This is a genomic window from Vibrio sp. HDW18 (genome assembly GCF_011306175.1).
Classification (GTDB): Bacteria; Pseudomonadota; Gammaproteobacteria; order Enterobacterales; family Vibrionaceae; genus Vibrio; species Vibrio chanodichtyis.
In genome coordinates, this window is the sequence record NZ_CP049913.1 from 1900079 (window position 1) to 1925159 (window position 25081).

A 25081-nucleotide genomic window follows, 5' to 3' on the forward strand; every position below is an offset into this window, starting at 1 on the left:
TAACTTATCGCTGGCTGAGTTGCCGGCGGTTAGGCTCGCAGTTTGGAGTCTAACCGAGATTCTCGCTGATCTATCCCCACTCTGATGCTTGATTAGCCGTACCGTTGTGACCCTTGTTGTCATTGCATAAAGGCTGTACAATTCGCGCCCTTAATTACTGTTCCGTCTGTCTGAGAGGCACCATGACCACAGAAAAAGTCAATCTACTCGATTTTGACCGCCAAGGTTTGCGCACATTTTTTGCCGAACAATTGGGTGAAAAAGCGTTTCGCGCCGAGCAGGTCATGAAGTGGATTTATCACTTTGGTTGTGATGACTTCGATCAAATGAACAATATCAACAAGCAACTGCGCGAGAAGCTCAAAGCGCAGTGTGAGATCCGTGCACCTTATGTTTCAGCGGCACAGCACTCTGCCGATGGCACGATTAAGTGGGCGATGCGTGTCGGTGATCAAGATGTCGAAACCGTGTATATCCCAGAAGAAGATCGCGCAACGTTATGTGTCTCTTCCCAAGTAGGTTGTGCATTAGAGTGCAAATTCTGTTCAACCGCGCAGCAAGGTTTTAACCGTAATCTGCGCGTGTCGGAAATTATTGGTCAAGTATGGCGTGCAGCGCGTGAAATTGGCTTAGAAAAAGAGACCGGCCGTCGTCCGATCACTAACGTGGTGATGATGGGCATGGGTGAGCCGTTGCTGAATATGAAAAACTTGATCCCAGCGCTTGAAATTATGCTCGATGATCTCGGCTTTGGTCTGTCTAAGCGTCGGGTAACGGTTTCCACTTCAGGAGTGGTTTCTGGTCTTGAACAGATGATTGGTCAAATCGATGTGGCACTGGCCATTTCGTTGCATGCGCCGAATGATCAGTTACGTAGCCAAATCATGCCGATCAACGATCGTTGGAATATCCAAGAGTTCTTGGCCACCGTGCGTCGTTATATTGCTTCATCGAATGCCAACCGCGGTAAGGTAACGGTGGAGTATGTATTGCTGGATCATGTCAACGATGGCACCGAGCATGCTCATGAACTGGCCGAATTAATGAAAGGTACCCCGTGTAAGATTAACCTGATCCCGTTCAACCCTTATCCGGGCTCGCCTTACCAGAAACCGAGTAATTCCCGTATCGATCGCTTCCAAAAGACTTTAATGCAGTATGAGCACACAGTAACGATCCGCAAAACACGTGGAGATGACATTGACGCTGCGTGTGGCCAGTTGGTCGGTGATGTGATTGACCGCACTAAGCGTACAAAAACCAAACCGCTTGCTGAACAAAGCATCGCGATAAAAAATCTTTAATCCGTCGATTTAATCAAGCCAGAGCAGGTCTCTGGCTTGATTTTTATTGTATATCACCCAAAAGTGCTGCTTTTAATGGTCAAATCCAACAAAAACCTTGAACTAACTGTGATTTATTGACCATTTCTTTATTGTTTAGTCAACAATATCTATTAGAATGGGCCTCATTCCTCAAAGTTGATTTGAGCCACTTTAGCCAAGCGCTAACCCATTGCACCGATTAAGCAAACGCGTCTGAACACTACCGATAATCAACCATAAAAGTGACTGATGCACCGTTTAATCCAGATAAAGAGATGAAGATTACGGATGACTACTCAACACCACGATGATCACCAACCGGAAACGGCACAACCAAGCATTGAAAAAGTACCGCCAGGCACGTTACTTAAGCAAAAACGCCAAGAATTAGGTCTCACTCAGCGTCAAATTGCCGATCGGCTCAGATTGCGCGTTTCTTTAATCGAACGGATTGAAGAAAATAGCTTCGAAGATGGGCTGGTGGCCACTTTTACGCGTGGTTATCTGCGCTCTTACGCCAAAGCTGTTGGCATGAGTGAGGCGGAAGTTCTGTGTGCTTTTGATGAGTGTTATGGGCAAGCACCAGTGGCTACCCAGCCGGATATGAAAAGCTTTTCTAAGAAAACCAATCGCCAATTGCATGATAGCCGCATTATGCTGATTACTTGGGTGATTTTTGCGGTGATTATTAGCATGTCTTCGCTGTGGTGGTGGCAAAATAGCCAGAAAAATAACGTTATTCCGGAATCAACGCCACCAAATATGAGTACGTTATCTGAGTCCTCCAATTTGGATGAGGTGAGTATTGCCAATCAAGAGTTCGCTAGCGTTCCTCCTCTGAATGACCTGCAAGATAATTTGCCACCGAGTGAGGAGGCGATTGCAGAGCCGCAAGTCAGTGAAGTAAGTGATGCTGCAGCAGAGGTCGATGCCTCTGCTGTGCTACCCAATACGATCAGCACTGATCCTGTGGTGAGTGTTACTGTGCCACAAGCGGCTCCTGCTGTTGTCGCGGTACCCAGTCAAGTAGCGTCAACTAGCCCTGCTCAACCATCGGCTTTACTGGTACTTAATTTTTCCGCCGATTGCTGGATTCAAGTCAAAGATGCTACCGGAAAAACCCTCTCCAACGGGGTAAAAAAAGCCGGCCAAAGCCTAAATTTAACCGGTCAGCGTCCTTATAACGTGGTACTGGGTGCTCCAGAAGGCGTCTCGATCACATTAGCCAGTGAACCGGTCGACCTTTCTGGGTATACTTCCGGCAAAGTAGCAAGATTGACCTTACCGTAGAAAATGTCTATGCAACATGAGTCTCCTATTAAGCGTCGCCGCTCAACACGTATTTATGTGGGCGGCGTTCCTATTGGTGATGGTGCGCCCATCGCCGTACAATCAATGACCAATACTCGCACCACCGATGTGGCTGCCACGGTTGCACAAATTCAATCGTTGCAAAAAGTCGGGGCTGATATTGTGCGTGTTTCGGTTCCGACCATGGAAGCCGCAGAAGCCTTCAAGCTGATCAAGCAGCAAGTCTCGATTCCGTTAGTGGCCGATATCCATTTTGATTACCGGATCGCACTTAAAGTCGCTGAATATGGCGTTGATTGTTTGCGCATTAACCCAGGCAATATCGGCAACGAAGCGCGGATCCGCTCGGTGGTTGACTGTGCGCGTGATAAAAATATTCCAATTCGAATTGGAGTGAATGGCGGTTCACTCGAAAAAGATCTGCAACTTAAATATGGCGAACCGACTCCAGAAGCGTTAGTCGAATCGGCGATGCGCCATGTGGATATTCTGGATCGTCTCAACTTTGATCAGTTTAAAGTCAGCGTTAAAGCTTCTGATGTTTTTTTGGCGGTTGGCTCTTATCGCTTATTGGCTCAAAAGATCGATCAACCTTTGCATTTGGGGATCACCGAAGCGGGTGGCGCTCGCGCTGGTTCGGTCAAATCGGCGGTCGGTCTCGGCATGCTGCTGGCCGAAGGGATAGGTGATACGCTGCGTGTTTCGCTAGCCGCTGATCCGGTGGAAGAGATCAAAGTTGGTTTCGATATTTTAAAATCGCTGCGCATTCGTTCGCGTGGCATTAACTTTATTGCCTGCCCAAGCTGTTCGCGTCAGGAATTTGATGTGATCAGTACCGTCAATGCACTAGAACAACGTTTGGAAGATGTATTAACCCCGATCGATGTATCCATCATTGGCTGTGTGGTCAATGGCCCTGGTGAAGCTGAAGTTTCTCATCTAGGGTTAGCGGGCAGCAATAAGAAAAGTGCGTTCTATGAAGATGGCGTGCGTTTGAAAGAGCGATTGGATAACGATGATCTCGTTGCACAATTGGAAGCACGTATTCGTGCTAAAGCGGCGCAATTAGATCAAAAAAATCGCATCGACATTAAGCAAGTAGAACAAGATTAATCTCAACGATATAACGGTAAGCATTGTGGCAAAAACTATTCAAGCAATCCGAGGCATGAACGATTGTCTCCCAACCCAATCGCCACTTTGGCAAAAAGTCGAAGGTGCGGTGAAAAATGTGATCAGCGCTTATGGCTACAGCGAAGTGCGCATGCCGATTGTTGAGATGACTCATCTATTTAGTCGTGCGATCGGTGAAGTGACTGATGTGGTCGAAAAAGAGATGTACACCTTTGCAGACCGCAATGGTGACAGTTTAAGTCTGCGTCCTGAAGGCACTGCAGGTTGCGTGCGTTCTGGCATCGAAAATGGTCTGTTGTACAACCAAGAACAGCGCCTGTGGTACATGGGCCCCATGTTCCGTCATGAACGCCCACAAAAAGGTCGTTATCGTCAGTTCCACCAATGTGGTGTCGAAGTGTTTGGCCTTGAAGGACCAGATGTGGATGCTGAATTGATCATGATGACCGCGCGCCTATGGCGCGAGCTTGGTATTGCTGAGCATGTACGTCTAGAGCTTAACTCGATTGGCTCGCTCGCGGCGCGTGCTAACTACCGTACCGCTTTGATTGAATATCTTGAACAGTATCAAAGTGTGTTAGATGAAGATTGTCAGCGCCGTCTGTACACCAATCCACTGCGCGTGCTCGATTCAAAAAATCCAGAAGTACAAGCAATTTTAGGTGATGCACCACAGTTGTCTGATTACCTAGATGCTGATTCCAAACAACATTTCACCGGTCTGTGTGAACTTCTCGATGCGGCAGGTATCGAATACACGGTTAATCAGCGTTTAGTGCGTGGTTTGGACTACTACAATCGCACCGTGTTTGAGTGGGTGACTGAAAGTCTGGGTTCGCAAGGCACCGTATGTGGCGGTGGTCGCTACGATGGTCTAGTCGAGCAGCTTGGCGGTAAACCAACGCCAGCGGTCGGTTTTGCTATGGGTTTAGAGCGCTTAGTGCTGATGATGGAAACCCTAGGTAATACCGATGTACGCCGTAGTGTCGATGTCTATATGGTAACGGCGGGGGAAGGCACTTTGTTGGCTGGGATGAAACTGGCAGAGCAGTTGCGTGAGCAAGTACCCGGTCTACGGATCATGAGCCACTTTGGTGGCGGTAATTTTAAAAAGCAATTTAAACGTGCCGATAAAGTTGGCGCAGCGATAGCCTTGGTATTGGGCGAAGATGAAGTGGCTGCTCAAACTGTAGTGGTTAAAGATTTAATCGGCGGCGAACAGAGCACTGTTGCTCAGGCACAAGTGGCCAGCTTATTAGCCCATTTAGTGTAATTCTCCCGCGACAGATTTTAAATAAGAGGACAGGAAGTGGAACTCTACGATACTGAAGAACAACAAGTTGAAGCGATCAAAGATTGGTGGAAAGAGAACGGTAAAGCCGTGATGTTTGGTGCGGTGATCGGTTTGGGCGGCTTATTTGGCTGGCGTTATTACCAAGACACCGTGGTTGCTGCACAAGAAGCCGCTTCACACCGCTATAGCCAAGCGGTTGATGCACTGCTGGCAGGTGGCGTTGCAGCTGAAGCAACGCTGCAAACTTTTATTGAGGCTAATCCGAAAACCGAATACGCGGTATTGGCCGCGATGCAGTTGGCCAAAGTGCAAGTTGAAGCTGGTCACTTAGATGAAGCACTCGCCCAGCTAGAGTGGGCAAAAGGTGCTACGCAAGATCCGGCACTACAACCATTGCTGAGCTTGCGTGTTGCACGGGTACAAGCTGAGCAAGGACAGTTTGATGAAGCATTAGCTCAACTAAGCAGCATTCAAGCGTCTGCTTGGGCTGGACGAGTCGCAGAGCTGCGTGGTGATATTCTGCTGCGTAAAGGTGATAGTACTGGCGCTTACGCGGCCTATACTGAAGCGCAACAAGCGACAGATGCTAGCCAAACATTGCAAATGAAACTGGATGATCTCGCTAAGTAAGGGCACTCGCTGATGAAGAAGTTGTTCAAGCAAGCGCTGGTCGCAGTGGGCGTGTTAGCACTGCTCGCTGGCTGTGCTAGTGAAGAAGAAAACGTGATCATGGCACCACTGCCGGTGCTGAAAAGTACATTTACTCCGAAAACGCTGTGGAGCGCTTCGATCGGCGATGGTGTTGGGCATTATTTCTCTAAACTGGCTCCGGATTATGCTTACGATAAAGTGTATGTGGCCAGTCGTGATGGGCTTGTCAAAGCGCTCGACCCACAAACCGGTAAAGCGCTTTGGACCACCGATCTCGAGGGTGACAGTTCGGCTCGTTTATCCGGTGGGGTGACGGCGGCGTTCGGTAAGTTATTTATCGGTAGTGAAAATGGCGTGGTGACGGCGTTAGATGCAGAGAGTGGCGAACCGTTATGGAGCACTGCGATTGACGGCGAAGTGCTTGCTGCGCCCGTTGCCGACAACAATATGGTGATCGTCAATACCAGCCGTGGAACCTTGATTGCTTTGGCGCAAGATGATGGTAGCCAGAAATGGACCATCAGTACCGAAGTCCCGACGTTAACTCTACGTGGTGATAGTCGGCCTACCGCAGTGGCGGGAGGGGTATTTTGGGGAACCCCAAGTGGACGCTTGGCCGCCGCGATTGCTGAGCGTGGTCAACTGATTTGGCAACAGCCGGTCGGGCAGCCGAAAGGGGCGACGGAAATTGATCGCTTAGTCGATGTCGATGCATCGCCATTAGTGATTGGTGGTACGCTATTTACGGTTGGATTTAACGGCCAATTAATGGCGATAGATTTACGCTCTGGTCAGCCAATTTGGAAGCGTAATTATTCTGCCACCATCGATATGGCGACCGATGGTAGCCGTCTCTATCTGGTGACCGATAAAGATCATCTCGTGGCGGTTGATACGCGCAGTGGTACCGAGCTGTGGAGTAACGCCCAGCTTGAACACCGTTTGTTGACTGCCCCAAAAATGATCGGTGACTATGTCGTGGTCGGTGATGGACAAGGTTATCTACACTGGCTGGATCGTAATAGCGGTGAATTTGTCGCACAGCAGCTGGTCAACAACAGCGGTTTTGCGGTTGGGCCATTAGCATTAAATGATGGCTATGTGATAGTCACGCGTGATGGCCAGCTAAAGAAGCTGACGATTCAATAGTAAACTGTGATATGATTCACACACGGCTCCTGGCTGGCAACAGTTAGGAGCCGTTTTATTGCTGGCGTTTTATGACTGGCTTTTTATTACTCCCCATTTAGGGTTTGTTGCCTAAAATTGAGAGTGAAAGGCCGTTATCTCGATTGGATTAATCTCCAGTTGCACAGTTCAAAGTGGTTATAGGTAAAAATTTAGCGCTTGTGACAGAGTGTTTACCTATAACTACATAAAATGACATTTTGTAGAGGTTGTTATGGTACCTGTTGTTGCTCTTGTTGGGCGTCCTAACGTCGGTAAATCGACGCTGTTTAATCGACTCACTCGCACACGGGATGCATTAGTTGCAGATTTTCCCGGTTTAACCCGCGACCGTAAATATGGCCAAGCTAAGTTGGGTGAGCACCAATTTATTGTGATTGATACCGGCGGTATTGATGGCTCTGAGGAAGGGGTTGAAACCAAAATGGCCGCGCAGTCACTGGCGGCGATTGATGAAGCCGATGTGGTGCTGTTTATGGTCGATGGCCGTGCCGGTTTGACCGTGGCCGATGAAGCGATTGCTCAACACCTACGCCGCATCGAAAAGACCGCCGTGTTGGTGGTTAATAAAGTGGATGGTATTGATGGTGATGCCGCTTGTGCCGAGTTTTGGCAGTTAGGCATGGATCAAATGTATCAAATTGCGGCGGCACATGGTCGTGGTGTTGGTGCGCTGATTGATCGTGCGTTAAACCCACTGGCAGAACAGATGGAAGCTGAGCAAGCCTTACTGGTGGATTTAACCGGTGAGCAAGAGCCAGAACAAGAGCAGTTAGAGTACAGCGAAGAAGAAGCGGAAGCCGAATATAAGCGCCTACAAGACTTACCGATTAAGCTGGCGATTATTGGCCGCCCGAATGTGGGTAAATCCACGCTGACTAACCGGATCCTCGGTGAAGAGCGAGTGGTGGTTTACGATATGCCGGGCACCACACGTGACTCGATCTACATTCCGATGAAACGTGATGAGCGTGAATATGTTCTGATTGATACTGCTGGGGTGCGTCGTCGTAAGCGCATCAATGAAACCGTTGAAAAATTCTCGGTAGTGAAAACCCTACAAGCGATTGAAGATGCGAACGTGGTGCTGATGGTGGTTGATGCGCGTGAGAATATCTCAGATCAAGACCTAAGCTTACTTGGCTTTGCGCTTAACTCAGGGCGTTCGATTGTGATTGCAGTCAACAAGTGGGATGGTTTAGATACCGAAGTTAAAGATCGGGTGAAAAAAGAGCTGGATCGTCGGCTCGGCTTTGTTGATTTCGCCCGCATTCACTTTATTTCAGCGCTACATGGCACTGGTGTCGGCCACTTATTTGAATCGGTGCAAGAAGCTTATCGCTCGGCAACCACTCGGGTTGGCACCTCGGTTCTGACTCGGATCATGAAAATGGCCACCGATGATCACCAGCCACCGATGGTGCGTGGACGTCGTGTCAAACTGAAATATGCCCATGCGGGTGGTTACAACCCGCCGATCATCGTGATCCATGGTAACCAAGTGAATGAACTGCCGGATTCTTATAAGCGTTATTTGATGAACTACTATCGTCGTGCGTTGGAAATTATGGGTACGCCAATCCGTATTCAGTTCCAAAACAGTGAGAACCCATTTGAAAGTAAAACCAACAAAATGACGCTTTCACAAGAGCGGCAACGTAAGCGCTTGATGAGCATGGTTAAAAACCGCAGAAAATAATCAATATAGCCCAAGTTTACTTGGGCTTTTTTGTCTCTGAAGGAGAGAGATGCTATGACCTACTTCGCGACTGAAGTGACTTTCCCACAAGGGATCACCACACTGGATAGCCAAATCATGCTGTGTCAGCCCCATTCCGCTGGGGTGGATGTGGTGACGTATTGCACGCCGTTTCATCCGGTTAGCCATATTTGGCCTGATCATCCGTCTGATCGCGGTCTGCTGATTTGGCAGGGAGATGAGTATCCGCTCAGCCAATGCTTAGTCGGTGCGATTGAGCAAGCATCAGGTCGGTTGTATGTCGGGGAGGAGATTCCAGTCAAACGTAGCGAAAGCGGCTGGGTGTTTGTGGTGGTACATCGATTAGATGTGGTTTCGGCGGCGCTGCAAGTGGGTGATCATGTTCAGTTGATCGTCGATGCAGCATACCAAGCCAGTTTAAGCCGCGGACATAGTGCTGGCCATTTGGCTTACTTGGCGCTGAATAAAGTGCTCGCGCAAAGCTATTGGCGCAAGGATGCCGAGCGTAAAGATGCGCATGGTTATTTTGATTTCAATAGCTATGCGCAAGTTTCTAGCTATGTCACGCCAGATTGCTCAACCGATAGCTATCGTTTGGGTAAAACGCTGCGTAAGCGCGGTTTAAATAGTGATGATGTGCTAAGAGATCTCTATTTGATAGAACAAAAAACTAATCAGCAGTTGGTCGAATGGCTAGCACTTGCCAGTCCGATCGGCTTGGAATGCGCAGGCTCGACGCTCACCGATTCACGTTATTGGGTGTGTGACTTACATGAAGCTCAGATCGCGAGAATTGCTTGTGGCGGCACGCACAGCAATGGTTTAAAGGCGCTAGGATCGATCCAAGTGACACTTAAATCGCTCGATCAACAACATATTATTGCGGTGACGAAGGTACAAGCGGCAGAATGGGAATGATCTTTTTGTTATATTCTGTTTGTTGTCTATAAATTGGATTTCTTAAGTGTTTTAATCTGTTTAAAATTGAAATGCAGGATATGTAACTTATGCTTTCGGTGGGTGGTTATATAAAAGTTCTTTTATGGGCTGATCGCTGATCAAAACCTTTTGAGCACAAGATCTGCTTAGGATCTTGTTTAAAAGAGTATCAGTTATTGGTTAAATGCTGTGCGTTCAACGGCGCAGGCGTGATAAAGATCATCGCGGATGATCTTTGATTGATAGATTATGTGATGTAATGCAAAAAGATCAGGAGTCGTTATATGGACAACCTATGTCCGGTGTGCAGCCAGCAATTGGAATGGGTAGGGCAGTATCATTGTACTGCCTGTACTCAGGATTATCGTAACGTGGGATTTTGTCCACAATGCGCGGGTGAATTACAAAAACTACAAGCTTGTGGTGCGGCTAATTATTTCTGTAATCAGTGTAATGAGCTGAAATCGAAGTCGAAAATTCGCTTTATCTTCCAACCGATTAATCAGAACTCACCACAGATCTGATTTCACCATCTCGCAGCTGGGTGACCAAGCAGTCACCCGCTTTTACTTGCGCGCATTCGCGTACTAATTCACCGCTGAGTTGACGAGTCACCGAATAACCACGGGCTAAGGTGGCCAGTGGGCTTACCGCGTCCAATTTCTCACTGAGTAAAGCTAATTGGTGGCGCGCTTGGATCCTATGCTGCTGAGTGGACTGAGTAATACGCTGCTGCTGTTGGAGGAGATCAAAACGCTGCTGGTGGATAAGTTGCAGTGGTGAATGCAGTTGGATCTTGTGGCGTAAATGATCACAGCGCTGCTGCTGAGTATGCAAGCGGTGCTGGATTTTTTGGGTCAGCCGCAGGCTTAATTCATCTAATTGCTGCTGTTGGCGCTCTAGGCGTGCTTGAGGATGCTGTTTATCCAGTTGGTGATGTAAGTGAGTAAACTGAGTATGCTGCTGAGCCAAATAGTGACGCATTGCGCTTGCTAATTTGGCGGGCCATTGCACAAGTAACTGCTGCTTATGGCGTTGATCTCGGCTGACCAGCTCTGCTGCCGCAGAAGGGGTTGGGGCACGCATGTCGGCGACAAAATCAGCAATCGTGACATCCACTTCATGCCCGACCGCACTGATGATCGGAATGTGACTGGCAGCGATAGTCCGCGCGACGATTTCATGATTGAAACACCATAAATCTTCCAATGAGCCCCCACCACGGCCCACAATCAACACATCACACTCGGCGCGTGAGTTGGCGCGACCAATCGCTTGGGCAATCTGTAGCGCGGCTTCTTCACCTTGCACTAAGGTTGGATAAATGACGACCGGCAACTGAGGATCGCGCCGTTTGAGCACTTGCAAAATATCGTGCAGTGCTGCGCCAGTGCGTGAGGTGATGATCCCGACACAGCGTGGATGTTCTGGTAATGCTTGTTTACGGCTTTGAGCGAACAACCCTTCTGCGGACAGCTGCATCTTCAGTTGTTCAAACTGCTGCTGTAAACGGCCGTCGCCTTCTGGTTGCATACTTTCAAGGATGATTTGGTAATCACCACGCGGTTCATACAAAGAGAGTCGCGCTTTGACTAACACTTGCTGGCCATTTTGTGGCTTGAAATTGACCAGACGGTTATTACCCTTAAACATCGCGCATTTAACTTGCGCTTGGCTGTCTTTGAGGGTGAGGTACCAGTGGCCTGAAACAGGGGCAGAGAAGTTAGAAATTTCCCCGATCAGCCAGACGATGCCCATTTCATTTTCCAGTAACAAACGGACTTCAGCATTTAAACGGGAAACGGTGTAGATACTTGGATTGCGAGCAGGAGAGGACAAGGCTGATCTCCCAGACGTGGGTATGGAAATTAGCCGCAAGATAATACATAACAAGGGGTAAAATGCAAATAAAAAATGAATAAATGTGTAGTCAACCGATTGCCTCGGGCGTATAATCCGTCCGCAATATCAAATATAAATCCCTTTATTACGCGAAACGATAAAGTGGGTTTTCGTTCTTAACACTCCTGTTGTGAGATATTGCACATGCTACGAATCGCAAAAGAAGCTCTAACCTTTGACGACGTTTTACTCGTTCCTGCTCATTCTACCGTTCTTCCTAATACTGCTGATCTTCGCACTCGGCTGACCAAAAATATTGCGCTAAACATTCCTATGGTGTCTGCGTCGATGGATACTGTCACGGAAGCACGTCTTGCGATCGCTCTGGCTCAAGAAGGCGGCATTGGCTTTATTCACAAGAATATGTCGATTGAACAGCAAGCGGCTCAAGTTCACCAAGTAAAAATCTTTGAAGCGGGAGTGGTGACACATCCTGTCACTGTGCGCCCAGAGCAAACCATTGCCGATGTGATGGCACTGACTCATCGCCACGGTTTTGCTGGTTTCCCTGTCGTGACCGAACACAATGAACTGGTGGGTATCATTACTGGGCGTGATGTCCGTTTTGTTACCGATCTGACCAAACCGGTTGCTGCCGTAATGACGCCAAAAGAGCGTCTCGCGACCGTTAAAGAGGGCGCGACCGGCGCTGAAGTGCAAGAACAGATGCACAAAGCGCGGGTTGAGAAAATTCTGGTGGTCAACGATGAGTTTTTACTCAAAGGCATGATCACAGCGAAAGACTTCCATAAAGCGGAAAGCAAACCTAACGCATGTAAAGATGAGCAAGGCCGTCTGCGTGTGGGTGCGGCAGTTGGTGCGGCTCCTGGCAATGAAGAGCGGGTTAAAGCGCTGGTTGAAGCGGGCGTTGACGTACTGCTGATCGACTCTTCACACGGTCACTCTGAAGGCGTTTTACAGCGTATTCGCGAAACTCGTGCCGCTTATCCACACCTTGAAATCATCGGTGGTAACGTAGCCACCGCTGAAGGTGCTCGTGCATTGATCGAAGCCGGCGTGAGTGCTGTAAAAGTGGGGATTGGTCCTGGATCTATCTGTACTACCCGTATCGTGACCGGTGTCGGTGTACCACAAGTGACCGCGATTGCTGATGCCGCAGGCGTGGCACAAGAGTTTGGTATCCCAGTGATTGCTGATGGTGGTATCCGCTTCTCGGGCGATATTTCCAAAGCGATTGCGGCAGGAGCTTCTTGCGTGATGGTGGGTTCAATGTTTGCTGGTACTGAAGAAGCGCCGGGTGAAGTGATCCTGTTCCAAGGCCGCTCTTATAAAGCTTACCGTGGCATGGGCTCTCTGGGGGCGATGTCAAAAGGTTCCTCGGATCGTTACTTCCAAACTGACAACGCCGCAGATAAGCTGGTTCCAGAAGGCATTGAAGGCCGTATCGCTTACAAAGGTCTACTCAAAGAGATCATCCATCAACAAATGGGTGGCTTACGCTCTTGTATGGGCCTAACTGGTTCGGCGACGGTAGAAGATCTGCGCACTAAAGCGCAATTTGTGCGTATCTCTGGTGCGGGTATGAAAGAGTCACACGTGCACGATGTGCAGATCACCAAAGAAGCCCCCAACTACCGTATGGGCTAAGCGTAAACGTTTGCTTTAATGCTTGATGAGTCAATGTGAGGCGAGTAGACTCGCCTCCGTTCATCATTCGATATGATGACTCACCTGCTTTTAACTGTTACCTGTATTTAATTCTCGGCTGATAAGACTGCTAAATAATGACTAAGAATATTCATGACCAACGAATTCTGATCCTCGATTTTGGATCGCAATATACTCAACTGGTAGCCCGTCGCGTGCGCGAAATTGGTGTGTACTGTGAGCTGTGGAGCTGGGATGTCGAAGAGGCGGATATTCGCGAATTCAATCCAGATGGCATTATTCTTTCTGGTGGCCCAGAAAGCGTGACCGAAGCCAATTCGCCACGTGCCCCACAATATGTGTTCGACAGTGGCGTGCCAGTGTTTGGTGTTTGCTACGGCATGCAGACCATGGCTGAGCAGCTCGGTGGCCGTGTGGCAACGTCTGATGAGCGTGAGTTTGGTTATGCTCAAGTGAAAATTGCTGGCGAATCCGCGCTGTTTAAAGGTCTTGAGCTGACGCAAGACGTTTGGATGAGCCACGGTGACAAAGTGGTCGAAATTCCGGCCGATTTTGTCAAGATTGGCGAAACCGATACTTGCCCATACGCTGCGATGGCCAATGAAGAGAAAAAATACTACGGCGTGCAGTTCCATCCTGAAGTGACCCATACCAAACAGGGTTTACAGATGCTGGAAAACTTTGTGCTGGGCGTATGTGGTTGTGAGCGTCTGTGGACTTCGGAATCGATCATTGAAGATGCTGTGGCACGGATTAAACGGCAAGTCGGTAACGATGAAGTGATCCTTGGCCTGTCTGGCGGTGTTGACTCTTCGGTGGTGGCGATGTTGGTACACCGTGCGATTGGTGACCGCCTAACTTGCGTATTTGTTGACAACGGTTTGTTGCGCTTAAATGAAGGCCAGCAAGTAATGGATATGTTTGGCGACAAATTTGGTCTCAACATCATCAAAGTCGATGCCGAAGAGCGTTTCTTAAGTGCGCTAGAAGGGATTGATGAGCCAGAAGCTAAACGCAAAACCATTGGTCGTGTGTTTGTTGAAGTGTTTGATGAACAGTCGAAAAAACTTAGAAATGCTAAATGGTTGGCACAAGGTACTATCTACCCAGATGTGATCGAATCGGCTGCGTCTAAAACCGGTAAAGCGCATGTGATCAAATCGCACCACAATGTAGGCGGTTTGCCAGATGATATGCAGATGGGTCTGGTTGAGCCACTGCGTGAACTGTTTAAAGACGAAGTGCGTAAAATTGGCCTTGAGCTTGGCTTACCTTACAATATGCTGTACCGCCATCCGTTCCCAGGACCAGGCCTTGGCGTGCGCGTACTGGGTGAAGTGAAGAAAGAGTACTGTGATTTACTGCGTCGTGCCGATGCGATCTTTATTGAAGAACTGCACGCCGCCGATCTGTACAACAAGGTTTCGCAAGCCTTTACCGTATTCCTACCCGTACGCTCAGTGGGCGTAATGGGCGATGGTCGTAAGTACGATTGGGTAGTTTCACTGCGCGCGGTGGAAACCATCGACTTTATGACCGCACACTGGGCGCATCTGCCATATGAGTTCTTAGGCAAAGTGTCTAACCGGATCATCAATGAAGTGAATGGCATTTCTCGTGTGGTGTATGACATCTCAGGTAAGCCACCAGCAACCATTGAGTGGGAATAATGCTCCTTTAAGAAAGGCCTGGCATTAACAGGCACCAAATCAACCTTAAGTCCGCGTAATTGCGGACTTTTTTTGTTTTTGGCTTGGTGATTATTTGTTAGCCATAATGTAACTAACTGTTTCCTCAATCTAAGTTTCCAATAAGATCTTTTTTCTTTTCTTGGCTGGTTAATTAAAATCCGCGCGTAATTTTTATACACATTTTTGAATTCACACTCTGAAGGTAAGTTCACATGTCAACTAAGTTAGCCAACCCAGCCCCTCTTGGTCTGATGGGTTTCGGTATGACCACCATTCTGCTCAATATCCATAATGCAGGTTTTTTCCCTATCGATTCGATGATCCTCGCGATGGGTATTTTTTACGGCGGTCTGAGTCAGGTTATTGTCGGCATTATGTGCTTTAAACGTGGTGACACCTTTGGTACCACAGCATTTACCTCTTATGGACTATTTTGGCTGACTCTAGTCGGTCTGATTGTGATGCCACACATGGGCTTGCCTGCTAGCCCAGCTCCTTTTATGGGTTGGTACTTAGCACTGTGGGGCATTTTTACTGGCTTTATGTTTATTGGTTCACTGTGCTACCCAACTGCCAAGCAAGTGGTGTTTGGTTCTCTGACCATTCTGTTTGCTCTACTAGCCGCGCGCGATTTTACTGGTAGTGAACTGATCGGTACTATCGCCGGTTTCGAAGGTATCTTCTGTGGTGCCAGCGCAATCTACTTTGCAATGGCGCAAGTGCTGAATAATGAATACGGCCGCGTCGTGTTACCCGTCGGTCAAAAACGCATTCAGCCTGTGCAACAAGCATAATTGCTGAGTATCCGTTGATCGGTAATGCAGAAAGGTTAGCCAATGGCTAACCTTTTTTATACATATAAAATCAACAGGTTAGTTGATGGTGTTTGAGCCGACTGTTAAGGCTCAACCTTTGCGGTCTCTTGCGGCTTAGCTTTGGCGGCTTTGCCTGTTTTGCGCAGATAGCGATCTTCCCAGTAAGTGGCTCCTTGGATACCCAGTTTGACCGGGTTAAAAATAAACTCAGTGACACCTTGTTGCTGCTGCTGTTCATAATCTTTCAACGCAGCCATCGTGGGCTTGGCCATAAAAAAGATGATGATAATGCCAATAATATTCAGCCAAGCCATCAAGCCAACTCCGACATCACCCAGTGCCCATGCTAAGTTGGCGGTGCGCACCGTGCCGTAGAACACCGCGGCCATTAGGGCCAGCTTCAGCACGAACATCAAGCCGTTGACTTTAAACGTGCGGCGAATGTAAGCCACGTTGGTTTCGGCAATGTAGTAGTAAGCCAAAATAGTGGTAAAGGCGAAGAAAAACAGCGCAAAGGCAACGAAAGGTTTGCCGATCCCGGGTAGTGCACTGTTGACGGCAATTTGAGTAAAGGCTGGGCTGCTGGCAATCACATCAGCTGGCAGATTTTGTACTATAAATAGGCTTTCTGTTGCGCCATGCACATTGTAAGCCCCAGTGATCAAAATCATAAATGCGGTGGCTGAGCACACCATCAAGGTATCGATATAAATCGAAAAAGATTGCACTAAACCTTGCTGGGCAGGATGCTGCACGTTAGCCGCCGCCGCTGCGTGTGGTCCGGTGCCTTGACCGGCTTCATTGGAATAAACGCCACGTTTTACCCCCCAACCGATAGCAGCACCGACACCAGCCATTGGTGAGAAAGCATCGTTAATAATCAGGCCAATAATGCGTGGCACTTCACCAATATTGAGCAGAATTATCACAAAGGCGGTGATCAGATAGGCGAGGGCCATAAACGGCACCACGATTTGCGTAAAACTGGCGATCCGTTTAACCCCACCAAAAATGATGAATCCGAGCAGAATCGAAATCACGGTACCGGTAAAAATTTTGGCAAAGCTAAACGTGCCGATGGCGGTTTCAATCATCGGGCCGGAGCCAAACGCCGATTCTACTGCATTACCAATGCTATTGGACTGCACGCCCGGCAGTAGCACGCCACAAGCGATGATGGTGGCTATTGCAAAAATCCAAGCATACCATTTTTGTCCCATCGCTTTTTCGATGTAATAGGCAGGGCCGCCGCGAAACTCACCGTTATCTTCTTCTTTATAAATTTGCGCCAGCGTCGATTCTGCGTAGGCGGTAGCGGCACCAAAGAATGCCACCATCCACATCCAAAAGACTGCGCCAGGGCCACCAAAACCAATGGCGGCCGCTACTCCGGCAATATTACCAGTACCGACTCGGCCAGAGAGCGATACGGCCAGCGCTTGAAAGGAAGAAATTCCTTTCGCGGACTGTTTATTATTGAGTAGTAGACGCCACATTTCGAATAAGTGGCGAATCTGTACAAAACGGGTCAGGATCGAATAAAACAAACCCGCGCCAAGACACAGGTAAATCAGTGCTGGGCTCCAAATAATTCCATTTATAAAATCAACGAATGACTGCATAACTCTTTTCCATGTTAATCAGTGATTGTGCATTTATTATACTAACCTTGTGTCCGGCTCGGGAGAACCAGTTTGTGTAGCAAAGCGCCGATGCGTGATGGTGAGCGCAAAATGTACAGGCTGGTGGTTGTTCGAATTGATCAACCTTGTTGTGCAAATTTGTCAGCTAATACTGCCTGCCTCTTCGCGCTATGCTAAGTCCGTTATCCTGTTATCCCGATAAGGAGTGGTTATGTACCATGCTCATGTTTATTTTGATGCCGAACAAATCCTCATTGCTGAACGTTTTCGTCAGCAAATCGCAGCCGAGCGTCGAGATGTGTTGATGGTGTTTGGCTTAGTGCCACGTCGTGTTGGGCCACATTTAAAACCGATGTTTGAACTGCATTTTCGCGATAATCAGCAGCAGCTTATCGAGTGGCTCGATGCTCAGCGTGGTCCATTGAGTGTGCTTATTCATCCGGTATCAGGCGATGATGCGGCTGATCACCAAGCGCACAACATTCGCTGGCTGGGTGAACCGTTAGGATTAGACCGTACAATTTTTCGCAATATTCGCTAGCGAACAGATGAGCTGAGAGGGCGGCCAACAGGATTGATGTTTGGTTTGCCTAACGGCGTGGGTGGTGGCTTGATGATGCGCCTCTTTAGCTGACCGAGGCTTTGCACTATAATTCGCCGGCATTTATCTCGGACAGCATCATGATTTCGAAAACCCAACTTAAATTGCTTCGCGCTTTAGGGCAGAAGAAACAGCGCAAAGCGCATGGCTTATTTCTGGTTCAGGGCGAGAAAAACGTCCTAGAGCTGACCCACAGCACGCTTAACGTGCAACACATTTTTGCCACCGCCGAGTTTCTCGCCGAGCACGCGCAAGCCTTAGCGGGTTTCGAGTGCATTGAAGCGGCTTTGGATGATTTAACCAAAGCCAGCACTTTGGTTAGCAACAACGCGGCGATTGCGGTGGTGGCTATCCCACGCATCAAAGTGCCTAAGCCACAAGGCTTAATGATCGCGTTAGATGGCGTTTCCGATCCCGGTAACCTCGGCACCATTATTCGTGTGGCCGATTGGTATGGCATTTCGCACATCATCGCCAGCCAAGATTGTGCGGATCCGTATAACCCGAAAACCATTAGCGCCACGATGGGCAGTTTTGCTCGCGTACAAGTGAGCCAAGTCGATCTCCCCGACTATTTAGCCAAGGCCAATTTGCCCGTGTACGGTGCCTTTTTGGAAGGGGTGAGCGTGCACCAAACCGCTTTTCAAGCGCAAGGCATTGTATTGATGGGTAGTGAATCTCACGGCATTCGTGAGCAAGCCGCGCAGTATGTGACGGATAAAATCACCATTCCGGCGTTTGGTGGTGCGGAGTCGCTGAATGTCGCGATGGCGACTGGGATCATTATTGATAACATTCGCCGCTTACATCCTTGATCGGCGTTTACCTATCGTATTGCAAAAAAAAGCGTCGGTTCGCGACGCTTTTTTATCTCTAGGTTTTTTATTTCAAGGCGTTAAGCTCAAGACTTTTGGCTTCAAGGCTTCAAGGCTTTTGGTTTCGAGGTATAGCACGCTCAAAATCGCGGCTGGTTTTTACTTTTCCAGCATATCCAATTTGTTGGGCACGCCATCCCACTTGGCCGCCTCTGCCATTGCCGGTTTGACTTCGGTGAGATTGGGCCAATGTTCTGCCAGCTCAGCGTTGAGCTGGATAAAAATCCGTTGCTCACCGACCAATTCGTCTTCCTGAACAATCGCTTGCGCGGTACATTCCGGCACACACAATCCACAATCGATGCACTCGATCGGATTGATCACCATAAAATTCGGTCCTTCATGGAACGCATCGGCGGGGCACACTGCGACACAGTCGGTGTATTTACATTGAATACAGTTATCGGTGACGACAAAAGCCATAACAGTTCGCTCTCTCTCATTAGCCGTTTCGCACACGCCAAGTGTACACAAAAATCAAGGATCGCGATGATACTGCGCCGCCGCGAAAATTCAACCCAAGCGGTTGCGATACCCCCGCTTTGCTGTTTGAACCACGCTTTTCATATGACAGAGAAAGCGAATTCTCGTAAAATGCGCGCCATTGTGAGCCGCCACCGTGGTGGTGAGGCTAAGACACCTATGACCGACGAGATATCCGATGATACGTTTAACTGAACTTAAGTTGCCGCTCGACCATGAGCAAGGCGCGCTGCTTGATGCCATTGCGGCCAAGTTGAAAATTCCTGCGCAGCAAGTGCTCTCTTTTAATTTGTTTAGACGTAGCTACGATGCTCGGAAAAAAAGTGACATTCAACTGATTTACACCGTGGATGTGGTCGTGGAAAACCCAGAAGCATTGCTCGCTAAGTTCAGTAAGGATCAGCAGGTGCGCCCAACGCCGGATATGGCGTATAAATTTGTCGCCAGCGCGCCTGACAATTTGACCGAGCGCCCACTGGTGATTGGCTTTGGTCCTTGTGGTCTGTTTGCGGGTTTAGTGTTGGCGCAAATGGGCTTTAAGCCGATCATCGTTGAGCGAGGCAAAGAGGTGCGTGAGCGCACCAAAGACACCTTCGGTTTTTGGCGCAAGCGGACTTTGAATCCAGAATCGAATGTGCAGTTTGGTGAAGGCGGGGCTGGCACTTTTTCGGATGGAAAACTCTACAGCCAAGTCAAAGATCCGAATTTTTACGGCCGCAAAGTGATCACCGAATTCGTTGACGCCGGTGCGCCAGAAGAAATTCTCTATGTCAGCAAGCCGCATATCGGTACCTTTAAACTGGTGACCATGATTGAAAAAATGCGTGCGAAAATCCTTGAGCTGGGCGGTGAAATTCGTTTTAGCACCCGAGTGGATGATCTGCATTTGCAAGATGGCCAAATTACCGGAGTGACGCTGTCCAATGGTGAAGAGATCAAATCTCGTTACGTTGTTCTTGCGGTTGGCCACAGTGCGCGTGATACCTTTGAAATGCTGCACCAACGCGGTGTGTATATGGAAGCCAAGCCGTTCTCGGTCGGCTTTCGGATTGAGCATAAACAATCGATGATTGATGAAGCGCGGTTTGGCCCAAGTGCTGGCCACCCAATTTTGGGTGCGGCGGATTACAAGCTGGTGCATCACTGTAAAAATGGCCGTACCGTATACAGCTTCTGCATGTGTCCGGGTGGCACAGTGGTAGCGGCAACTTCGGAAGAGGGGCGAGTCGTGACCAATGGCATGAGCCAATATTCACGCGCTGAGCGTAACGCCAACAGTGCGATTGTGGTGGGGATTTCGCCAGAGCAAGATTACCCAGGTGATCCGCTGGCGGGGATCCGTCTGCAACGTGAATTGGAAGCCAATGCCTATAAACTTGGCGGTGAAACTTATGATGCGCCGGCGCAGAAAATTGGTGATTTCCTGCAGGGGCGTAACCCAAGTGAATTGGGCGATGTGCAGCCTTCTTTCACTCCTGGCATTAAGCTGACCGATCTGTCGCAAGCGCTGCCTGCGTTTGCAATCGAAGCGATCCGTGAAGCCATTCCCGCGTTTGATAGCCAAATTAAAGGCTTTGCCTCTGAAGATGGTTTATTGACCGGAGTGGAAACTCGTACCTCTTCCCCCGTGTGCATCAAGCGTGGCAAAGATTTGCAAAGCATTAATCTCAAAGGCTTTTACCCAGCTGGTGAAGGTGCAGGTTATGCCGGCGGAATTTTATCGGCCGGGATTGATGGGATTAAAGTAGCGGAAGCCGTCGCGCGTGATATGGTGGCGCAGTTCGCTGGCGAATAACATTGGCGATAAAAGCAAAGGGCTCCGTTGAGCCCTTTTTTGATCATGCTGCATGAGGTAAGTAATTACTTACTACGCAAAAAATCTTCGATTTTATGTCCAGTGATGCTGGCAAGGCTGCGAAACAGATAAAACAGCGCGCCCATCATTAATATCGTCACCGGCAGTGAAATCACCGGAAAGCTCAGCGCGGTCATTTTACCGATCTCTTCATTGAACGCTTCGCTGCCGGCTGGGCTTTTGACAATCCACTTGGCTAAGCCATAGTTGAGTACTGCAGAAACAAAAAATGAGCAGGCAATCAGATATGAGCTGATATTCACTCGCCGCTCAAATTGCGCCTGTTTTTCTGGCGAGTTTAACGCGCTGTGCAGTTTATCGTGATCAACAATATCTTCATTGAGCAGCATTTTGCGCACCAAAGGATAGCCGAGCAGGTTACTCACCACCAAAATCACGAAAATCAGCCCTGGAATGGCCGCTTCTTTAATTGCCACATAGGCAGGATCCAGTTGCAGCAGACCAATGCCTCCTGTCAGCAACACACTGATCATGCCAAGCGCCGAGTAAAAATTGACTTTGCGCTCTTGCACAAAGCTAAACAAGCCAAACAACAGTGGGAAGGCTAATGCGGCCACCAGCGCCCAAGTTGGGCCGAGGCTATCTTCGCCACTCATTTTGCTCAAAATAAGCACCGGGATCACAATGTTGAGCAGCACATTACTCAATAAGCTTTGGTTGGATTTCATACGACACATTTCCTATTTATTGAGCGCCCAGTATACGAATCAAGCCGTTTGACTCAAGCCTGTTGCTGATTGCTGGCTTGGTTAATTGTAAGTAGGTGTTGGTTAATGCTGGAGCGGCGCTGGATCTGTCCAAGGGTATTATCGCCTCGCGGGCTGGCAAATTTGGCATGTTGGATTGAGGGCAAAACACACAGTAAACGGATAAAAAACCATAACCCGATAATCAGCGTCTACACTTGAATAAAAAGTAGTGTAGAGCTGGAAAAATTGGCTATCACTGTATGGTTTAAGGTGTGGTAACCACTTGAGGGAATGGATTATTACAATGAAGATTGTGGTGTGGGTTAGTGTTTTGCTTTGTCTGGTTGCAAGCCGGGTACAGGCTGAGGAGGTGGTGACGCCTGACCCTCCTGCGGTTAATGTGTTTACTAACCCTTGGCAGCGTTTGTTTTCCGGTAGTGGATCATCGTTTTCTGCAGCATTAAGTTATAGCACTACGCTGGAGAAAACTGGCGTTAGAGTACCGACGGGTGAGGAGAGCTCGGTCACTCATCAACGCTATAACCAGCGCGCTTTATTAAGTATGCAATATTCACCGCTGAGCTATTTTTTTGCCAATATCACGCTGGGAACGCCAATTCAGGATGCCAGTAAATACAGTACCAATTTTGTATACAGCTTTGGCTACGATGATTGGCATCCCGGCACGTTCAGTTTGGTCTATGGCAATTACGGTAGCAGTAACTATTTTTATCCGGCCAAGGGCGATCAACATACCTATTTTGATCAAGGCAAATGGACCTTAGCCTATAAATTTTCGCTGCCTGCTAGTATTGAACCCTATCTGCTGCTTAATCAAAAGGATAACTTGATTTGCCAAGTGGGTTATAGCTATGTGGCGCGCTTTTATTCTCTGGCCGACAACGGTTTGCAGCGCAATAAAAATCAGCTACTGGCCAGTTGTGGCTACACCTTACTGCAACACTATTTTTTGCGCGTTTCCACTTTTTACTATCTGGATGATCAGCAGCAACAGCCTTGGGATAGTGATTACACCTACAGTTTTGGCTATGTATCTAGCTACCTACCCGGGGCTGTCTCACTGCGCTACGACAATTATTCCGGCGCGCGTTACCCGTGGCGAGCCAGTTCTAGTACTAATTTCCGGCAGGGAACCATTAATCTAAGTTGGACACTGCCTTTTTGAGATGGATGAACCGTGACGATGACGATAGACAGCTCCGAAGGGCTTCCTGAGCTTACGCTTCTGGTGGTGGATGATTCGAAAAGCTATCGGTTTCTACTGGCGAATATTTTGAGTCAGTGGGGCTACCGTGTGTTACAAGCGGAAGATGGGCAGGATGCGCTGCTTAAACTCAGTGAGCATAAGATTAATATCGTATTAAGTGATTGGGAAATGGAGGGCATGGATGGCTGTGAGTTGTGTCGTCAAATTCGTTTAACCGATTATGGCCACTATATCTACATTATCTTGATCACCGCAAGACAGGGCACTAGCGATATGGTGCTGGGTTTAGAAACCGGTGCGGACGATTTTTTGTCCAAGCCGGTTGTGCAAGACTCACTGCATGCTCGGCTGCATGTTGCTGAACGTATTTTACAGCTAGAACACAAATTAGCGGTACGTAATCAACGCTTGAGTAGCGCTTATCAACAGATTGAACAAGATCTGCAAGCTGCGGCACGTCTGCAGCACAGTTTGTTACCAAGCAAAAAATTGACCAGCCGAGGCTATGAAGCCAGTTGGATGTTTTTGCCATCTGCCTATCTTTCGGGAGATTTATTGAACTATTTTATGCTCGATCAGCACCATATGGCTTTTTACAGTGTTGATGTCGCAGGGCATGGCGTTAGTGCGGCAATGCAGTCATTGGCGGTAGCTCGTGAGTTTTTATCTGGCCGCTTGAGTGGACGGTTATTAATTATTGAAGGGCAGATAGTGCCGCCACACGAGGTTGTAGCAGCATTGAATCAACGTTTTTGTCTCGATAATGAGGATGTTGCCAGTTATTTCACCTTGATTTATGGGCTGATTGATACTCGTACAGGGCACGGGTGTTTGTGTCAGGCCGGTCATCCGACGCCTTTTATTGTTCGCCAACCAGGGGAGTTGATGTTAGTTGGGGAAGGCGGAGTACCGGTCGGGTTATTTGCTGAATCCCAATACCAAAGTTGTCATTTTTGCCTGCAAAAGGGAGATCAACTTTATCTGTATAGCGATGGTATTAGCGAATGTGAGAATAATGCAGGTGAATTGTATGGGGAAGATCGTTTACACGCCCTGATGTGTGATTTACGCAATAAAGAAAAAACTAAAATTTTTCAGTTGGTTGAAGAGGTATTAGCGAATTGGTGTCAGCCAATGAGGGTGGAGCATAGCCAATATCCACAGCTTTTTAAGGATGATATTTCGCTAGTCGCAATCGAGCGTATTGCCTAGTTTCACTAAACAGGATTGAGGATGATTATGAATTTTGAGATGTACAGTGAAAAGGGGGTTGAAATTGTCGTCCCAGTGGTTCGTCGGTTGGATGCTTCAGTTGCTGTCGCTTTTAAGCAGCAAGTGCTTGATGTGATAGGCCCAAATAACCACCATCTACTGCTGGATTTTAGCCACGTTGATTTTATTGATAGTAGCTGCCTTGGCGCATTGGTTTCGATCCTCAAAAGTTTAAATGGTAAAGGTGATTTGGTGCTGTGTTCACTCAATAGCAATATTTTAAATCTGTTTAAGTTGACCAGAATGGATCGTATTTTTTCGATTAAGGACAATCGTCAAGAAGCTTTAAAAATGCTGATTGGCTGATATTTCCATTTGTTCGGTGAAAAATGATGGAGAAAATTAACACAACAACGCTTCAATTATCGACCTCACTCGATAATTTAGAGCGCCTGATTCAGGCTTTGGGGCAATTTATCGCTTGGCTTAAACTGGATTCGGCGGTGGTGTATCAACTTGAACTCGCTGCTTGTGAAGCGTTCAGCAATATCGTGCGACATGGCGTTAATTACGACACTCAACAGTGGGTCGGGGTGACGTTCTGTTACCGTGATGGTGAGCTAACCATCGAGCTTTGTGATACGGGGAAACCAATACCTGCAGCCGTTTTACAAGCGCTCGAAGCGGGAGCGACGCTTTCTGAGCTGGATCCTGATGAGCAAATGACTTGGCCAGAAAGCGGTATTGGTTTGAAGCTGATTTTTAGCATGATGGATCACGTCAGTTATCGTTGCATCGCAGGGCATAATCGACTCAGTTTGCTCAAACATGTTTAACCTCCCGTCTCTTGAAGCCTCTTAGGTCCGCGCGCTAAA

General features: G+C 48.3%; 23 protein-coding genes. 19 read left to right on the forward strand and 4 right to left on the reverse strand.

The features are described from left to right. Positions 1-182 precede the first annotated feature (182 nt). The 9 genes from G7083_RS09195 (at position 183) to G7083_RS09235 (ending at position 10086) form a co-directional block, all read left to right on the forward strand. Complete coding sequence (locus G7083_RS09195; protein WP_166014495.1) at positions 183-1304, forward strand: bifunctional tRNA (adenosine(37)-C2)-methyltransferase TrmG/ribosomal RNA large subunit methyltransferase RlmN; 1122 nt, start codon at positions 183-185, stop codon at positions 1302-1304. Between the two features lie 309 nt (positions 1305-1613). Next, on the forward strand, positions 1614-2615 hold the full coding sequence (gene rodZ / locus G7083_RS09200) for a cytoskeleton protein RodZ (RefSeq protein ID WP_166014496.1): 1002 nt from the start codon (positions 1614-1616) through the stop codon (positions 2613-2615). A gap of 9 nt (positions 2616-2624) precedes the next feature. Then, entirely contained in the window at positions 2625-3749 is a 1125-nt protein-coding gene (gene ispG / locus G7083_RS09205; RefSeq protein WP_166014497.1) for a flavodoxin-dependent (E)-4-hydroxy-3-methylbut-2-enyl-diphosphate synthase, read from the forward strand. Positions 3750-3774: 25 nt separating this feature from the next. Next, complete coding sequence (gene hisS / locus G7083_RS09210) at positions 3775-5043, forward strand: histidine--tRNA ligase (protein ID WP_166014498.1); 1269 nt, start codon at positions 3775-3777, stop codon at positions 5041-5043. A gap of 36 nt (positions 5044-5079) precedes the next feature. Continuing rightward, positions 5080-5694, forward strand: a complete 615-nt coding sequence (locus G7083_RS09215) for a YfgM family protein (RefSeq protein ID WP_166014499.1) — start codon at positions 5080-5082, stop codon at positions 5692-5694. 12 nt (positions 5695-5706) lie between these two features. Then, positions 5707-6864: an outer membrane protein assembly factor BamB gene (bamB, locus tag G7083_RS09220; protein ID WP_166014500.1), complete on the forward strand. Its 1158-nt coding sequence runs from the start codon at positions 5707-5709 to the stop codon at positions 6862-6864. A gap of 253 nt (positions 6865-7117) precedes the next feature. Beyond that, entirely contained in the window at positions 7118-8602 is a 1485-nt protein-coding gene (gene der / locus G7083_RS09225) for a ribosome biogenesis GTPase Der (protein ID WP_166014501.1), read from the forward strand. A gap of 54 nt (positions 8603-8656) precedes the next feature. Further along, complete coding sequence (locus tag G7083_RS09230) at positions 8657-9541, forward strand: alanyl-tRNA editing protein (protein ID WP_166014502.1); 885 nt, start codon at positions 8657-8659, stop codon at positions 9539-9541. Positions 9542-9846: 305 nt separating this feature from the next. Further along, entirely contained in the window at positions 9847-10086 is a 240-nt protein-coding gene (locus G7083_RS09235; protein ID WP_166014503.1) for a zinc ribbon domain-containing protein, read from the forward strand. Here G7083_RS09235 and xseA read toward each other — a convergent pair. After that, complete coding sequence (gene xseA / locus G7083_RS09240) at positions 10061-11401, reverse strand: exodeoxyribonuclease VII large subunit (protein ID WP_166014504.1); 1341 nt, start codon at positions 11399-11401, stop codon at positions 10061-10063. The genes G7083_RS09235 and xseA overlap by 26 nt on opposite strands. A 207-nt stretch (positions 11402-11608) precedes the next feature. Between xseA and guaB the strand changes: the two genes are divergently transcribed. The 3 genes from guaB (at position 11609) to G7083_RS09255 (ending at position 15578) form a co-directional block, all read left to right on the forward strand. Further along, positions 11609-13072 carry an IMP dehydrogenase gene (guaB, locus tag G7083_RS09245; RefSeq protein ID WP_166014505.1) on the forward strand — a complete coding sequence of 488 codons (1464 nt, stop codon included), beginning with the start codon at positions 11609-11611 and terminating at the stop codon, positions 13070-13072. A gap of 137 nt (positions 13073-13209) precedes the next feature. Beyond that, a complete protein-coding gene (guaA, locus tag G7083_RS09250; RefSeq protein ID WP_166014506.1) occupies positions 13210-14763 on the forward strand; it encodes a glutamine-hydrolyzing GMP synthase in 1554 nt (517 codons plus the stop codon). A gap of 233 nt (positions 14764-14996) precedes the next feature. Continuing rightward, positions 14997-15578, forward strand: a complete 582-nt coding sequence (locus G7083_RS09255) for an acetate uptake transporter (protein ID WP_166014507.1) — start codon at positions 14997-14999, stop codon at positions 15576-15578. Positions 15579-15682: 104 nt separating this feature from the next. Here G7083_RS09255 and G7083_RS09260 read toward each other — a convergent pair whose 3' ends face one another. Then, complete coding sequence (locus G7083_RS09260) at positions 15683-17221, reverse strand: alanine/glycine:cation symporter family protein (RefSeq protein ID WP_166014508.1); 1539 nt, start codon at positions 17219-17221, stop codon at positions 15683-15685. Positions 17222-17453: 232 nt separating this feature from the next. Between G7083_RS09260 and G7083_RS09265 the strand changes: the two genes are divergently transcribed. Beyond that, a complete protein-coding gene (locus G7083_RS09265; protein ID WP_166014509.1) occupies positions 17454-17783 on the forward strand; it encodes a DOPA 4,5-dioxygenase family protein in 330 nt (109 codons plus the stop codon). 140 nt (positions 17784-17923) lie between these two features. Then, the gene (locus tag G7083_RS09270) at positions 17924-18658 is read left to right on the forward strand and encodes an RNA methyltransferase (protein WP_166014510.1); all 735 of its coding nucleotides are present in this window, start codon (positions 17924-17926) and stop codon (positions 18656-18658) included. A gap of 159 nt (positions 18659-18817) precedes the next feature. Here G7083_RS09270 and fdxA read toward each other — a convergent pair whose 3' ends face one another. Further along, positions 18818-19141, reverse strand: coding sequence for a ferredoxin FdxA (fdxA, locus tag G7083_RS09275; RefSeq protein WP_166014511.1), 324 nt, complete (start codon positions 19139-19141; stop codon positions 18818-18820). A gap of 238 nt (positions 19142-19379) precedes the next feature. Between fdxA and G7083_RS09280 the strand changes: the two genes are divergently transcribed. Continuing rightward, positions 19380-20996, forward strand: a complete 1617-nt coding sequence (locus G7083_RS09280; RefSeq protein ID WP_166014512.1) for an NAD(P)/FAD-dependent oxidoreductase — start codon at positions 19380-19382, stop codon at positions 20994-20996. Between the two features lie 65 nt (positions 20997-21061). Here G7083_RS09280 and G7083_RS09285 read toward each other — a convergent pair whose 3' ends face one another. Further along, on the reverse strand, positions 21062-21745 hold the full coding sequence (locus G7083_RS09285; RefSeq protein ID WP_166014513.1) for a VC0807 family protein: 684 nt from the start codon (positions 21743-21745) through the stop codon (positions 21062-21064). Positions 21746-22070: 325 nt separating this feature from the next. On the opposite strand from G7083_RS09285, the gene G7083_RS09290 reads away from it, so the two are divergent. From G7083_RS09290 to G7083_RS09305, 4 genes are read left to right on the forward strand one after another with little or no spacing between them, the layout of a single operon-like run. Next, on the forward strand, positions 22071-22952 hold the full coding sequence (locus tag G7083_RS09290) for a hypothetical protein (RefSeq protein WP_206212084.1): 882 nt from the start codon (positions 22071-22073) through the stop codon (positions 22950-22952). An 18-nt stretch (positions 22953-22970) separates the two neighbouring features. Then, positions 22971-24206 (forward strand): SpoIIE family protein phosphatase, encoded by a 1236-nt coding sequence (locus G7083_RS09295; RefSeq protein ID WP_166015028.1) that lies wholly within the window; start codon positions 22971-22973, stop codon positions 24204-24206. 21 nt (positions 24207-24227) lie between these two features. After that, complete coding sequence (locus tag G7083_RS09300) at positions 24228-24572, forward strand: STAS domain-containing protein (protein ID WP_206212086.1); 345 nt, start codon at positions 24228-24230, stop codon at positions 24570-24572. 23 nt (positions 24573-24595) lie between these two features. Beyond that, on the forward strand, positions 24596-25042 hold the full coding sequence (locus G7083_RS09305) for an ATP-binding protein (RefSeq protein ID WP_206212087.1): 447 nt from the start codon (positions 24596-24598) through the stop codon (positions 25040-25042). The last annotated feature ends 39 nt before the right edge of the window (positions 25043-25081 follow it).

What these genes read in the sequence shown, in the direction of transcription:
- bamB (WP_166014500.1), top strand. Translation starts at nt 5,707, where the DNA reads ATGAAGAAGTTGTTCAAGCAAGCGCTGGTCGCAGTGGGCGTGTTAGCA.
- G7083_RS09265 (WP_166014509.1), top strand. Translation starts at nt 17,454, where the DNA reads ATGTACCATGCTCATGTTTATTTTGATGCCGAACAAATCCTCATTGCT.
- fdxA (WP_166014511.1), bottom strand. Translation starts at nt 19,141, where the DNA reads ATGGCTTTTGTCGTCACCGATAACTGTATTCAATGTAAATACACCGAC.
- G7083_RS09230 (WP_166014502.1), top strand. Translation starts at nt 8,657, where the DNA reads ATGACCTACTTCGCGACTGAAGTGACTTTCCCACAAGGGATCACCACA.
- G7083_RS09280 (WP_166014512.1), top strand. Translation starts at nt 19,380, where the DNA reads ATGATACGTTTAACTGAACTTAAGTTGCCGCTCGACCATGAGCAAGGC.
- rodZ (WP_166014496.1), top strand. Translation starts at nt 1,614, where the DNA reads ATGACTACTCAACACCACGATGATCACCAACCGGAAACGGCACAACCA.
- G7083_RS09255 (WP_166014507.1), top strand. Translation starts at nt 14,997, where the DNA reads ATGTCAACTAAGTTAGCCAACCCAGCCCCTCTTGGTCTGATGGGTTTC.
- G7083_RS09270 (WP_166014510.1), top strand. Translation starts at nt 17,924, where the DNA reads ATGATTTCGAAAACCCAACTTAAATTGCTTCGCGCTTTAGGGCAGAAG.
- guaA (WP_166014506.1), top strand. Translation starts at nt 13,210, where the DNA reads ATGACTAAGAATATTCATGACCAACGAATTCTGATCCTCGATTTTGGA.
- guaB (WP_166014505.1), top strand. Translation starts at nt 11,609, where the DNA reads ATGCTACGAATCGCAAAAGAAGCTCTAACCTTTGACGACGTTTTACTC.
- der (WP_166014501.1), top strand. Translation starts at nt 7,118, where the DNA reads ATGGTACCTGTTGTTGCTCTTGTTGGGCGTCCTAACGTCGGTAAATCG.
- G7083_RS09195 (WP_166014495.1), top strand. Translation starts at nt 183, where the DNA reads ATGACCACAGAAAAAGTCAATCTACTCGATTTTGACCGCCAAGGTTTG.
- G7083_RS09235 (WP_166014503.1), top strand. Translation starts at nt 9,847, where the DNA reads ATGGACAACCTATGTCCGGTGTGCAGCCAGCAATTGGAATGGGTAGGG.
- ispG (WP_166014497.1), top strand. Translation starts at nt 2,625, where the DNA reads ATGCAACATGAGTCTCCTATTAAGCGTCGCCGCTCAACACGTATTTAT.
- G7083_RS09260 (WP_166014508.1), bottom strand. Translation starts at nt 17,221, where the DNA reads ATGCAGTCATTCGTTGATTTTATAAATGGAATTATTTGGAGCCCAGCA.
- G7083_RS09300 (WP_206212086.1), top strand. Translation starts at nt 24,228, where the DNA reads ATGATTATGAATTTTGAGATGTACAGTGAAAAGGGGGTTGAAATTGTC.
- G7083_RS09285 (WP_166014513.1), bottom strand. Translation starts at nt 21,745, where the DNA reads ATGAAATCCAACCAAAGCTTATTGAGTAATGTGCTGCTCAACATTGTG.
- G7083_RS09305 (WP_206212087.1), top strand. Translation starts at nt 24,596, where the DNA reads ATGATGGAGAAAATTAACACAACAACGCTTCAATTATCGACCTCACTC.
- G7083_RS09295 (WP_166015028.1), top strand. Translation starts at nt 22,971, where the DNA reads ATGACGATAGACAGCTCCGAAGGGCTTCCTGAGCTTACGCTTCTGGTG.
- G7083_RS09290 (WP_206212084.1), top strand. Translation starts at nt 22,071, where the DNA reads ATGAAGATTGTGGTGTGGGTTAGTGTTTTGCTTTGTCTGGTTGCAAGC.